The organism is Ruegeria sp. CE6, assembly GCF_056537485.1.
In genome coordinates, this window is the sequence record NZ_JBQFRR010000004.1 from 175,530 (window position 1) to 188,271 (window position 12,742).

The following is a 12,742-nucleotide window of genomic DNA, read 5'->3' on the forward strand; positions in this document are numbered from 1 at the left end:
ATCAGGCGTCCTCAAGGGCCCGAAGCGAGCGGACCGCCTCGTCATAATGCTGCGGGTGGGTGGAAATCGCCTCGCGATAGAGGTTCTTGGCCAGGTTGATATTCCCCTGTTTCACGGCTGAAATGGCCATGGTGTTCAACAGTTTCGCCCGTTCGGTCTGCGTCATTGGGACAACAGGGACGCTGTAGTTGCCTTGCGCGCTGCGCGCCAGAACAAGGTTGTTCTTGGCGGTGAACATAGAATTGTCCTGCCTAATGGCGTCGGTAAACAGCCGCTCGGCTTCCGCATATTGCCCGCGCGTTAGTTTGGAATAGCCCCAGTTGTTCATGACTCCGGCAGGGCGGGTCGTCAGGCCCACCGCGGTTTCGTAGTAATGGTCGGCGCGATTCCAGTCTTTTTTGGCATCTGCCACCAGCGCTTCAAGCCGATACCGTTTAAAGGTTTCATATGTAGGGGGGATCTTGTCCAATGTCGCCTTTGCGCCGTCCCAGTTGCCGCTGCGAATCTGCGCATCAGCGTATTCGACACGGTCGGCGTTGTTGGCCCCTTTCATGCTCAGCACTCGTTTCCACGCGGCGGAAGCTTCAGTGCTGCGCTTGGCACGGGTCAGCGTGATCGCTAGTCCTCGTTGCAGGTCGATGCGGTCGGGGTTCTTGGCGGCCGCACTTTGGAAATAGGTCACCGCCTCATTGGGATCGGCCGCATTCAGCATCACGTCATTCAGGTTGGTCTCGTCGATAACGTTCACTTCCTGAAAAGTACGTTCAACCTTTTCCTCTTCGGTTTCCTTTGCGCAGGCGGCCAAAACCAGCCCGCACGCCAGCATCGTCGGAATCAAGAAGGGTTGGCGCATTTTTGTGCGTCCTTTACTGCTCTGCCTCTATTACTGGATTTTACGCAGAACAAATTGCCCGTTGCCGCGCTGCTCCAGTTCAAATTCTTGTTCTTGAGGGGTATTATTAACAGGATTTTCCATTTTTGCGAGTGCTAACCGCAGATTGTCGCGGATTGCGTCACTTTCGCCATTGTCCAGCGCATAGGCTCTGCGGAACATCTGCGCGGCTTCGGCATATTCGCCCGTTTCCACCAAGAAGACACCCAGGTTGTTCCATGCCACAGGCCACTCGGGATCGTCCTCGACAGCACGACGCAGTAGCGGTTCAGCTTGGCCAATCCGGCGCAATCCCAAATTAGCTGTCCCAAGCGAAGTCAGGATTTGCGGGGTCATACCCTGTTGCAACGCGGCACGGGTGAAGGATTCAAGTGCAAGCTCATATTCGCCCGCCGCCATCAATCGGTTTCCGACGGTCACCTCATCTACCGCAGGCCCATCTGGGTCGACGCCAGGGGCAAACGGATCGTCTGTCGCGCCTGTTTCAGTGCAAGAGGCCACCATGGTGAAAACCATGGCGGCCTGAATTGTCATACGAAGGTGCCAACAACCTGATTTGGCAACCCAGCGAAGAAGCGGGAAGGCGTTATCGGTTTCCAAACTCCATAATACCTTTTGCCGAAGGTCCAACAAGGATGACCAGCAGAGGAGGGACGGTCAACATCATTGTCGCAAGGGTCATTTTGGTTGGCAACTTATTCGCTGCCTCTTCGGCGCGCATCACGCGTTTGTCACGCATTTCATCGGCATAAACCCGCAACGCTTCGGCAATGGATGTCCCGAATGTCGCTGATTGGATCATCACGGTGACGAACGCACTAACGTCCTGAACGCCGCATCGCGTCGCGAAGTCGCGCAAAACGGTGTCCTTTTCTTTACCGGCTTTCATTTCGTAGGCGACAACCTCGAACTCAAGCGCGATGTCTGGGTAAGATGCTTTCATCTCAGACGCGACCCGTACAATGGCCTGATCCAAGGACTGCCCGGCCTCGACGCATACCAACATCAGATCGAGCGTATCAGGGAAACCATTTACGATCGCTTCCTTGCGTTCCTCTACGCGCCGCGTGATCCAGTATTTGGGCACGAAGTAACCCGCAATACCAGGTCCCAGAACGCGAATGAGGATTTGTGTCGAGTCAAATTCCTGATCGCCCGCAAACACGGTAACCAGCGAGACGCCGATCAGGATCCCGATTATGCCCAATGCGAACTGAGCGAAGTGATAGAAACGAACCGCGTCCTTGGACTGATAGCCGGCTTGCCTCAACTTGAGTTGAACGGCGGTATACTCTTCTTCGTTCTTTGGTTCGAGAAAGTTGGCGAACTTCTCAAGCTGTTCGTTCCGGCTGGCTGTTCTGAGACGCTCTTTCTTTTCTTTCTTGTTGTTTTTTGGCGGTGAATTTGACCGCTGCAACTTCTTTAGTGGGTCTTCCGGCTGGTTCAGCATCAGCGGGATTGTGACCAGGATCATGAACAATCCCAAAACGCCCACGACAATCAGCGGACCGAATTCACCCAAGTTCTGCTTCAACAGCTCATTGATCTGGTTCAAAAATTCCATCTTTGGGCCTCTTAAACCTTAATGTCGGTCAGGATACGCATGACGATCAGGTTCAGGGTCAGCGTGATGCCGACAAAGAAACATGCCGGAATGAAAAGCGGATCGTCGATTACGGCGTCGTAGTAGTTCGGGTCCTTAACCATGATGAACAGAAGACAGGCGACCGGGAAACCCGACAGGAATTTGCCTGACCATTTGGCTTCGGCGGTGATAGCGTTCACCCGGCGAAACAGTCGGAAACGCGCGCGGATCACCTTGGCCAAACCGGCCAAAATATCGGCAAGGTTACCCCCCGATTGTTGCTGGATCGAAACGGCGACGGCCAAAAACCGTAAATCCTGCATGTCCAGCCGCTCTGCCATATCTTTGAGTGCTTCACCGACATCCCGGCCATAAGCGGATTCATCCGAGATAACACCGAACTCTGTCGCAAGGGGGTCCTCGACCTCGTTAGCAACAATTTGGATCGAAGAAACAAATGGGTTTCCGACACGAAGTGACCGAACCATCAGTTCCACCGCATCGGGCAATTGTTCTTCAATCAAGGCCATACGTTTATTGGCTTTGTTATTGACCCAAGCGTACACCGCTCCGACCCCGATCGCGACCGATAGAGCCGCCCGAAGCGTCGGTTCGGTCGCTGTTCCTACACTCAAACCTACAAAAGCTAGCCCTGAAACCAGCGCCATGATCACAATCAACTGCCGAGGAGAGAAGGCGATCGCCGCCTTCTGCGCCTTGTCTGCCAATAGCGAGTAGAGCGGTATGCTCTGCGACTTCATGTGCTGCTGCATTTCCTTGCGCAGCTGCTCCAGTACTTGCTCGCGCCCGACGCCCTTATCGATCATGTCCAGCCTGCGATTGACGCGGCTGTTCAGGCTGATCGATTTTCCGAATGCGACGAGATAGATACCTTCGACCAGGGCAAAGACCCCGACGAAAATCACGATGTAGATGAGCGCCTCGACAGGCAGTTGCATATCTTGGTTCTCCTACATCGTGGTTGGATCGTAGATCGAGGCGGGCAGATCGAAGCCCCACAGACGGAAGCGCTCGGAATAGTGGCTGCGCACACCTGTGGCGGTGAAATGACCGATGATCTTGTTGTCGGGGGTCAAGCCAACCCGTTGAAATTTAAATATTTCCTGCATCGAGATGACGTCACCTTCCATGCCGGTAATTTCGGTGATTGATGTCATCCGGCGCGAACCATCCTGCAGACGGCTGGCCTGAACGATCAGATTCACAGCCGACGAGATCTGGCTGCGGACCGCCTTGATCGGCATTTCGATCCCCGCCATGGCGATCATGTTTTCAAGACGCGAGATACCGTCACGGGCCGAGTTCGCGTGGATCGTGGTCATTGATCCGTCGTGGCCGGTATTCATGGCCTGTAGCATATCGATCACTTCGGCGCCACGGGTCTCGCCCACGATGATGCGGTCGGGGCGCATACGCAGGGCGTTTTTCAAACAATCGCGCGGACTGACCTCGCCTTTGCCTTCAACGTTGGGCGGGCGGCTTTCCATCCGACCCACATGGGTCTGCTGCAGCTGAAGTTCCGCGGTATCCTCAATGGTCAGAATGCGCTCGGCGTCGTCGATAAAGCTCGACAGCGCGTTCAGCGTTGTCGTTTTACCGGAACCGGTACCGCCCGAAACAATGATATTCAGACGAGTCGACACGGCGGCTTGCAGATAGGCTGCCATTTCTTCGGTAAACGCACCGAAATTGACCAGATCGTCGATGCCGAGCTTGTCTTTCTTAAACTTACGAATGGAAACAAGCGAACCATCCACCGCGATCGGCGGCACCATCGCATTGAAACGTGAGCCATCAGCCAAGCGGGCGTCAACATACGGGTTGGATTCATCGACACGGCGACCAACGGCAGAAACGATCTTGTCGATGATCCGCATCAGGTGCTTTTCGTCTTTGAACGTGATGTCGCTAATCTCAAGCTTACCGGCCCGTTCGACAAAAATCTGCTGGGGGCCGTTGACCAGAATATCGTTGACCGAGTCGTCTTGTAGCAGCGCTTCCAGCGGCCCGAGACCCGTGACCTCGTCATAAAGCTCTTTGTTTAGCTGGCTGCGGTCTTCACGGTTCAGAACGATGTTGCGGGCTTCCAGAACTTCGCTGGCAATCGCGCTGATTTCTGTCCGCAGCTCGGATTCTTCAGCTTTTTCAAGGGCTGCGAGGTTCAGGTTTTCAAGAAGCTCGCGGTGCAGCTCAAGCTTGATTTCGCCCAGCCGTTCCTTGCGTTTGCGTTCCTTGTCGTTTCCAACAACTTCTGCTGCCTTTTTCTTGACCGGCTTGCGCGCAATTGCGTTGGCAGCTGGTGCCGCAGCTGCCGCTGCCGGGGCCTCGACTTTCGACGCCTGGGTTTCAACCGGCTGCGCCGAAGGCTGTTTTTTGTATCTTGAAAACACGGCAGCTCCCCTTTGAGTTATGCGGCTTCGGCGTCACTACTGCCAAGGCTATGAAGCGATTGAGCCAATTTGGCGATTTCCCGGCGCAGCGGGTTCTTGGCCGCTGAATTTGCCAGCGGTAAACCGTGGTCGCCGCTTTGCATGACGGGTTTGCCGCCATCGGGCAGAAGCAAATCAATGGAAATACCCAGACTTTCGCCCATACGTTTCACCCGGCTTTTACCGTTGAGATCGGTAAATTTCGGAGCCCGATTCATAGCAAACCGCAGTTTGTTGAAGGGTAATTCTTCGGCCTGCAGTGCCCGTTTCAGACGCAATGCGTTCTGGGCCGAGCGCATATCCAGCTCAAGCAACGCAAAATAGACATGGGCGGCCTGCAGAACCGTTTCTGACCAGTGAACAAGTGTTTTTGGCATGTCTATGACGACATAATCAAAATTCGCGCGTGCGGTGTCGATCACTCGCTGAATGTCCTCAGGCGTGATGATGTCCAGCGGCACCATGTCAGATGGTGCTGTTAGAACTTGCAGCTTCTCTTCAAACGTCTGGAGCGCCTGTCCGAAAGAGTCTTCGTCCATCGAATCCGTGTCTGAGAGCATTTCGAACACGGCTTCATGACGAGGCAGATCCAAATAGGTCGAAACAGTGCCGTATTGCAGATCCAGGTCGATCAGGCACACTTTCGGGGCTTCTTTGGCTGAAACCGTTGCAAGTTCCCATGCCAGATTGACCGCCATGGTTGTAGAACCGACACCACCTGCCAGACCCTGCACGACAAAAAGCGCCCCTTCTTTCGAGGAGCCGTTCGTCGCAGTAGGCGCTGCTTGTGGTGCCACAACCGGATCGGGTTGTTGCATACGATCGATTGCTTCCTGAAGTTCATTTTCGGGAAGCGGGTAGGGGACAAACTCGTCCGCACCTCTGCGTAGCAGCTGATGCAATGCGGCAGGGGTGACATCCTCGGCGATCAAGACAACCTTGATGCCTTTTTCCTTGGCCTGAGTGATGATCTCACCCATCAGTGTCAGGTTGTCTTCATCATCGCCGTCCAGCGCCAGCGCTACAAATTGAAGCGTCTTGGCTTCGGGTTGGCTAAAGAACGCAAGCGCTTCGGCAAATCCAAGATCACCCCAGCGTTCGCCCAGCGCAGCTTCCATATCCTCGATCAAAAGGTCGAAGTTCTGGACATCACGGCTGATGGTACAGGCCAAAATGGCGTTATTATCGTCTTGCGGCGTCGCGCTCGTCATTAACACAATCCTCATCGAGAGGGCTGAGCAAACCATTTGAACGCGAGAAGATTCAGTTCTGGTATGCTGTCGCCCGATGCGGTCGATTTTGGCCGCAGGTCACCCAATTGTTCACAAAGTGGCTTGGAAGTTAGGCAAGAATTGGGCGCAAAAGAACCAATTGTAGGGAAATGGGCGACAATGCCGCCCATTTCCTATTTATTAGTCGCTGGTACCACCGGCGTCTTCTTGCCGTTGGATATCGCTTATCGGGATCGCGCTTGAGATGTATTCGCGATAGATCACGTCCGCATATTTTCCATCTAGAATATTTGGATGCCGGTCGAAGAAGCCGGATACCTCGGTCACTGTCCGCCGATTGCGTCGATCCCGATCTTGGGTGGCAACCAACGGCCTGGATTTGCCAAAGGAAACAACGGCTTCCAACCGTGAACGCGATATTCCTTGTCGTGTCAGGAATGCAACGGCGGCATTAGCGCGGCGCTGGCCCAATCGCTTGTTATATGCCTCAGAGCCAACGGCATCCGTGTGCCCATAGACACGGAACCGCGCCTCGGGGAACTGTTTGATCCAGGCCGCCTGCTGCAACAGGATTCGTTGCGCCGAAGCGTCCAATTGCGCGCTATCGAATGCAAAGTTGATCTGTGTTGGCACCTCGGCAGCGAAACGCCGCGCGAGGATTTGGCCATACGTCAACTCACCATTCATGACCTGAATGTTGTTCAGTGTAGCGTTACCAAACGTGCCCTGATCGATTTCGTACCCGGCCTCGCGTGTACAACCGGCGACAGCAACCGAAAGACCCAGTGTGATGATCCACTTTTCCATTGGTTCTATCCTCTCTATCAGTCCAGCACGTAGCCGTAAGAGGTGCCAAAATCCTGATTGGCAACTTCAGAGGCTGCACCATTTCCGGCGCGTTCAGTCCGAGAGATCTTGCCGTTTACGAACAGATCGAACTCGCTGGGCGGTTTCACACGATCGGTCGGCAGGGCAAGCGCCTCGCCACGAGTGGGCGACACCAGATGCGCGGTAATGATGATGATCAATTCACTCTGCTCACGCTGATACTGAGCGCTCCTGAACAACGCGCCCAATACAGGCACATCGCCAAGCCAGGGAACCTGGCTGTTCAGATCCGTGAAATCATCCTGGATTAGGCCTGCAATGGCAAAGCTCTCACCGTCGCGCAACTCGATGGTTGTCCGGGTTTGACGCGTGATGAAGCTAGGAACATTGTCGCCGTTGATCGTGAAGTTCGCACTCTGGTCGATGCTCGATACTGATGCACCCAGTTCCAGGTTGATCAGGTTGCCATCGACGACGCGCGGAACAAACAGCAGCTGTACGCCAAACTGACGATACTCAATCGCAACGACACCGTCGCCTTGGGGTACTGGGATTGGCACTTCACCACCGGCAAGGAACTCCGCCTCTTGGCCAGACAGTGCAGAAAGATTCGGTTCTGCCAAGCTGCGAACCAAACCCTTGGTTTCAAGGGCTTCCAAAAGCAGTCTAACCTGTGTCGACCCCGCGCCGAAACCGAACAGAATGGCACCGGAATTTGTCTGAACAAACGGGATGTTGTTCGCCAGTGCGTTGTTCAGTGCGCCCTGGTTATTCAAGGAATTGAAGCCCGCAGTGGTGTCGCCACCGCCAAAGCCCAACGATGCCGACAAGTTTTTGGCTACAGAGCGGTTCATTTCCGCAAAGCGCACTTTCAGCATGACCTGCTGCACGCCGCCGACATTCATCAGGTTCGATACACGTTCAGGGGCATACCGTTCTGCCAACTCAAGCGCACGCGCCAGTTTGGCACTGCTGGAAACTGTTCCCGACAAGACGATCCCATCATTGGCGGTCCGAACCTCGATTCGCTCACTGGGAAGAATCTGACGCAAGCGTTCTTTGAATTCCGAAACATCAGGGGAAACACGCACACGCACGTTGGTAATCAGATTACCCGCGCCGTCGAACATTGTCAGGGTGGTTGTACCCGGTGCCCGACCGAGAACATAGATAGTGCGGTCCGACAGGGTCGAAATATCCGCTATGCCTGCATTGGCAATGCTGATGTCTGCGAACGGTTGTTCGCTTTCCACCACGATTGCGCGATTTACGGGGACATCCAGCGTTTCCGCTGTACCCTTTTTAACCACGCGAAGATTTTGGGCCCAAGCGGCATCGCCGATTGGGCTCACAACTAGCGACAACCCCAGCAGGGTTGCGCTGATCCAGGAACGTATTGTCATGTGACCTGCCTCTCCGATCACCACTCGATTTTTTTTGGGTCTTATGCCCTATGCTATGAAACCCTGCGACAGAACCAGATTTATTGCAATAATCAATGGTTTCTGGAAAGTTCCTTATGTGGATTATGCGCAACAACACAAAGAAAGAGACCGCGCAAAATGCGCGGTCTTTGTCTCGTAAAGGTCTGAAACTTAGTTAGTTTGTACAGGGAATTGGGGTCTCTACCGTCTCGCCGCCACGACGGGTGCGGATTGTGCAGACCTTCTCCGGAGCCGCGACGGGGGCCGGGGCCCTCTCTTCAATGCCAAGCAAAGACTGCTGATCGACTTCAACCACCTCTGCCACCTTGTCATCTTGAGCGCCAACCAGTGCCAGCGACATACGACCCGTGTTCTGAGCCTGTGCCAAAGCGGCGATCTGTTGTGGCGTCGCTGCAACTGTGACCGTGCGAGCAATGGTTGTGCCGGTCACATCCAGACCCGCCGACTGATCAACAGCGACCAATTCGATGTTCGTCAGCACCAAACGAGTAATCTCACCGCGGCCAGAATCGCTGGTGCCACGTAATGAGCCGGTCCAATACACGTCCACCGTATCGCCCGGGCGCAAAAAGCCCGATACGCCAGATGCCACGTCAACGCTTATCGCAAATGCGCGCATTCCCTTGGGCAATTGTGACCTGAGGCCAGCAGTCTCGCCTGGATTGGTGACTTTGACTTCCATAATCGCTTCGTCTTTCTCCATCGCGCGGAGAACGAATCGTTCATTGTTTTTGATTTCCGGGAATAGGGTTGTCATGTCCACGAAGGCACCCTCGGGAATCGCATCCTCTGGCCACTGAACGACGCGGATATCTTCCTGGTTCAAACGTTCGCCGTATTTGAAGGAGCGATTCGAAACCAAAACGCCTACGGTCGGGACGATGCCCGCCTGCGCATTGGCAAGCGCCTCTTCGCGCAACTTGCGTTCCTGTGCAAGTTTGGCCTGATTGTCCGTGATGTATTCGCGTGCCATATAGACAGCACCACCGGCCAACGCGACCCCGATGATAAGAACAAGTCCAAAAACAGCTCGCATTTGTCCCTCTTTATTTTCCGTAGACCGCGACTCTTGAAGTCACATCGATTCAGGATCCAAGATATTTTTCAATTGTGTCGAAAAAGCGGACAATCCCGGTAATTTTTGGCAGAAAATACGCTTATTCGCAGGGTTGCCGTTTCGCTAGTAAATGGGAACGGGCCCGCGCTACTCAAAGACCATCTCTTCTACTTCTACATTTGCGATCGGCTGTCCCGCTGTTAGAAGTCCTTGGCTCAGGATGAAGTAGATTATTGCGGCGAGACCTGCGATTGCAGCAGTTAAAACCACCCAGTCTACGGTTATCGCGCCGGTCTCATCGGTTCGGAAACTATATACTCTTTTTAACATTGGACTATACCGGATCGCTCTCTTCTGAAAACAAAGGGGCCACGCCTTTGAGTAAAGACATGGCCCCAAGTTGTTATGCTAGACCGATAACAGATTATTCGGTATCCGGAACTGTCACAGTTACCGAACCCAGAGCGTCATCGATGTTGCCTGCCAGGCTGCTGGCACCATTGTGGATCTGGTTGTAAGCAACGGCTGCCAGGCCAACAACAGCTGCGGTCAGAACGACCCAGTCTACAGTTACGGCGCCGTCTTCGTCTTTGCGGAAGTTCTTGATGAACTTGATCATGTTATGTCCCTCCTAAAGGATCAAAAATTAATTAACCTCGGCGTCTTTCAGAGCTTTCTCTCTCAGTCCGCTCCCGATCGTCTCGGTATGGATATATGTTTGACCCCTGTGCGTGGCAGGAATTGGGCCAAACCAATATTTTTTTGCTCAAAGCTTAATTTTTTGTTGGTGAATTTAGTAACTAGTTGGAAATAAATAAAAAAAATCACACCTTTTTTGTACTTCCGTTGTGTGGGCGATGCAAAATGGCGGCAATTGAGGCGAAATTGCCCCAATTCGCTTGGTTTTTCTGGTGTTGCGGGCCGTTATGATGTTCAAAATGCTTCAAAAGATAAGAAATCGAGGCAGGCAAATGTATTTCCGGGACGCAGTAATATGCGCCGGTGCAGCGGTGTTTCTGATGACGGGTGCAATTCCTGTCACTGCAACCGAAACCGAGCCGCGCGGCGTCTATAAGCGCATAAAGGCCCCTAAACCGGGGACACGTCCGCGCGTGACGATTCAAATCACGCCCGAACAACATGCAGCATCACCATCAGCCCCCAGCACTGGCGCCAAGCTGGAAGTGCCTGAGATTGCCGCTATCGCAAAGCCGCCCCCATCGGTTCCTCAGAAGATTGCGGGGGCGACCAAGCCAGTTGGCTCTTATAAAGCATTCTGGAGCCGGGTATCCCCCGATCTGGCGCAGGCCAGCGCAGGTAGGCTGAGAGAGGCCGTTCAAGCGCTTACTGCCACGGGTGTCGCGGCGCCGCGTCTGCAGACCTTGCAAGACATCGCAGAAAAGCGAGGGGTGGATATTCTACGTTCGACCGTAGGGACCAATGTCTCACCCGCACTTGTCCTAGCCGTGATCTCAGTAGAATCTGCGGGCCGCACACAGGCTGTCAGTTCTGCCGGGGCGCAGGGCTTAATGCAATTGATGCCAGCTACCGCCGAACGTTTTGGGGTAGAGGACAGCCTGAAACCTGAACAGAATATCGAAGGTGGGGTGAAATACCTGCATTGGCTTATGAACGAGTTCGACAATGACCCGATTCTCGTATTGGCAGGTTACAATGCCGGCGAAGGGGCCGTGCGCAAGCATAGTGGTGTGCCACCTTATGCCGAGACCAGAGACTACGTGCCCAAGGTTCTGGCCGCGTTTCAGGTCGCGAGTGCTCTTTGTACAACAACACCGCAGTTCGTTTCGGACCCCTGCATTTTTCAGACTTCGAACTAAAAAAGGCCCGCGTCGCAGCGGGCCTTATGTTTCATTGGCCTGAGGTCAATCTACGATTGTTGCCTGAGTCGCTCCTCGCATCTCGTCCTCGCTGACGCCATCGGCCAGTTCGACGATCTTCAGGCCGCCTTCGACGACATCCAGAACTCCCAGATTGGTGATGATGCGATCCACAACGCCTTGGCCAGTCAGAGGCAGCGTGCATTCCTTCAGCACTTTTGAATCACCATGCTTGTTGGTGTGATCCATCACTACAATCACGCGACCAACGCCAGCGACTAGATCCATCGCACCGCCCATACCTTTGACCAGCTTGCCGGGGATCATCCAGTTGGCCAGGTCTCCTTTCTCGTCCACTTCCATCGCACCCAAAATCGCAGCAGCGATCTTACCGCCTCGGATCATGGCGAACGAGGTCGCGCTATCGAAGTAAGAGGTGCGGGACAGTTCGGTAATCGTCTGCTTGCCTGCGTTGATCAGGTCAGCGTCTTCCTCGCCCTCAAACGGGAAAGGCCCCATGCCCAGCATACCGTTTTCGGACTGTAGGGTGATGTCCTTGTCCCCTACATAGTTCGCCACCAGCGTCGGAATACCGATGCCGAGGTTCACATACATGCCGTCTTCCAGCTCTTCTGCCGCACGTGCGGCCATCTGATTGCGATCCCAGGGCATTATGCGTCCTCCTTCTTGCGGGTGGTGCGCTGTTCGATGCGCTTTTCGTGGCTGCCTTGGATAATGCGATGCACATAGATGCCGGGCAGGTGGATGCCATCCGGGTCCAGCGAGCCGCGCGGGACGATTTCTTCAACCTCAGCCACACAAATCTTGCCGCAAGTCGCTGCGGGCACGTTAAAGTTGCGGGCGGTCTTGCGGAACACGAGGTTCCCGGTGTCATCGGCTTTCCACGCCTTTACGATCGCGAGGTCGGCGAAGATGCCTTCCTCCATGATATAGGTCTCGCCGTTGAAGTCCTTGTGCTCTTTGCCTTCAGCGATCACCGTTCCCACGCCCGTCTTGGTGTAAAACCCGGGGATGCCAGCGCCACCGGCCCGCATCCGCTCGGCCAGTGTGCCTTGTGGATTGAATTCCAGCTCCAGTTCTCCACTGAGATACTGGCGCATGAATTCGGCGTTTTCCCCAACGTAAGAGCTGATCATCTTTTTGACCTGCTTGGTTTGCAGCAGGATGCCGATGCCAAAATCATCCACACCTGCGTTGTTTGAGGCAAACGTCAGGTCCTTCGCGCCTGAGGCCTTGATCGCTTCAAGCAGCATTTCCGGGATACCGCACAGCCCAAAGCCGCCCGCGGCGATCAGCATGCCGTCCGATATCACCCCATCGAGCGCCTCATCGGCATTGTCATAGATTTTCTTCATGGAAAACTCCCCCAATGACATGGTGTTGGGCCGATTTGT

General features: G+C 54.3%; 14 protein-coding genes. 1 reads left to right on the forward strand and 13 read right to left on the reverse strand.

Annotated elements, in window-relative coordinates; translation table 11 throughout:
• Position 1: 1 nt before the first annotated feature.
• From ACR0DK_RS16980 to ACR0DK_RS17030, 11 genes are all read right to left on the reverse strand, one after another.
• Entirely contained in the window at positions 2-853 is an 852-nt protein-coding gene (locus ACR0DK_RS16980; protein WP_170397362.1) for a tetratricopeptide repeat protein, read from the reverse strand.
• Positions 854-883: 30 nt separating this feature from the next.
• On the reverse strand, positions 884-1,426 hold the full coding sequence (locus tag ACR0DK_RS16985; RefSeq protein ID WP_370644360.1) for a tetratricopeptide repeat protein: 543 nt from the start codon (positions 1,424-1,426) through the stop codon (positions 884-886).
• Between the two features lie 52 nt (positions 1,427-1,478).
• The gene (locus ACR0DK_RS16990) at positions 1,479-2,456 is read right to left on the reverse strand and encodes a type II secretion system F family protein (protein ID WP_170397360.1); all 978 of its coding nucleotides are present in this window, start codon (positions 2,454-2,456) and stop codon (positions 1,479-1,481) included.
• 11 nt (positions 2,457-2,467) lie between these two features.
• On the reverse strand, positions 2,468-3,436 hold the full coding sequence (locus tag ACR0DK_RS16995; RefSeq protein WP_170397358.1) for a type II secretion system F family protein: 969 nt from the start codon (positions 3,434-3,436) through the stop codon (positions 2,468-2,470).
• A 12-nt stretch (positions 3,437-3,448) separates the two neighbouring features.
• Complete coding sequence (locus ACR0DK_RS17000) at positions 3,449-4,888, reverse strand: TadA family conjugal transfer-associated ATPase (protein ID WP_170397349.1); 1,440 nt, start codon at positions 4,886-4,888, stop codon at positions 3,449-3,451.
• Between the two features lie 17 nt (positions 4,889-4,905).
• The gene (locus ACR0DK_RS17005) at positions 4,906-6,138 is read right to left on the reverse strand and encodes a CpaE/TadZ family protein (protein WP_170424297.1); all 1,233 of its coding nucleotides are present in this window, start codon (positions 6,136-6,138) and stop codon (positions 4,906-4,908) included.
• Between the two features lie 201 nt (positions 6,139-6,339).
• Positions 6,340-6,966 carry an OmpA family protein gene (locus tag ACR0DK_RS17010; RefSeq protein ID WP_170397345.1) on the reverse strand — a complete coding sequence of 209 codons (627 nt, stop codon included), beginning with the start codon at positions 6,964-6,966 and terminating at the stop codon, positions 6,340-6,342.
• Between the two features lie 17 nt (positions 6,967-6,983).
• Positions 6,984-8,390 carry a type II and III secretion system protein family protein gene (locus tag ACR0DK_RS17015; protein ID WP_170397343.1) on the reverse strand — a complete coding sequence of 469 codons (1,407 nt, stop codon included), beginning with the start codon at positions 8,388-8,390 and terminating at the stop codon, positions 6,984-6,986.
• 196 nt (positions 8,391-8,586) lie between these two features.
• Positions 8,587-9,468, reverse strand: coding sequence for a Flp pilus assembly protein CpaB (gene cpaB / locus ACR0DK_RS17020; RefSeq protein ID WP_170424295.1), 882 nt, complete (start codon positions 9,466-9,468; stop codon positions 8,587-8,589).
• Between the two features lie 168 nt (positions 9,469-9,636).
• The gene (locus tag ACR0DK_RS17025; RefSeq protein WP_170424293.1) at positions 9,637-9,819 is read right to left on the reverse strand and encodes a hypothetical protein; all 183 of its coding nucleotides are present in this window, start codon (positions 9,817-9,819) and stop codon (positions 9,637-9,639) included.
• 94 nt (positions 9,820-9,913) lie between these two features.
• Positions 9,914-10,108, reverse strand: a complete 195-nt coding sequence (locus tag ACR0DK_RS17030) for a hypothetical protein (RefSeq protein ID WP_170397337.1) — start codon at positions 10,106-10,108, stop codon at positions 9,914-9,916.
• 352 nt (positions 10,109-10,460) lie between these two features.
• On the opposite strand from ACR0DK_RS17030, the gene ACR0DK_RS17035 reads away from it, so the two are divergent.
• Positions 10,461-11,327 (forward strand): transglycosylase SLT domain-containing protein, encoded by an 867-nt coding sequence (locus ACR0DK_RS17035; protein ID WP_170564712.1) that lies wholly within the window; start codon positions 10,461-10,463, stop codon positions 11,325-11,327.
• Between the two features lie 45 nt (positions 11,328-11,372).
• Here the strand turns inward: ACR0DK_RS17035 and ACR0DK_RS17040 are convergent, their stop codons facing one another.
• Together ACR0DK_RS17040 and ACR0DK_RS17045 are read right to left on the reverse strand one after the other, a co-directional pair.
• Positions 11,373-11,999 (reverse strand): 3-oxoacid CoA-transferase subunit B, encoded by a 627-nt coding sequence (locus ACR0DK_RS17040; RefSeq protein WP_170397333.1) that lies wholly within the window; start codon positions 11,997-11,999, stop codon positions 11,373-11,375.
• Entirely contained in the window at positions 11,999-12,703 is a 705-nt protein-coding gene (locus ACR0DK_RS17045) for a CoA transferase subunit A (RefSeq protein WP_170404323.1), read from the reverse strand. Before ACR0DK_RS17045 ends, ACR0DK_RS17040 begins: the two co-directional genes overlap by 1 nt.
• Positions 12,704-12,742: the final 39 nt, after the last annotated feature.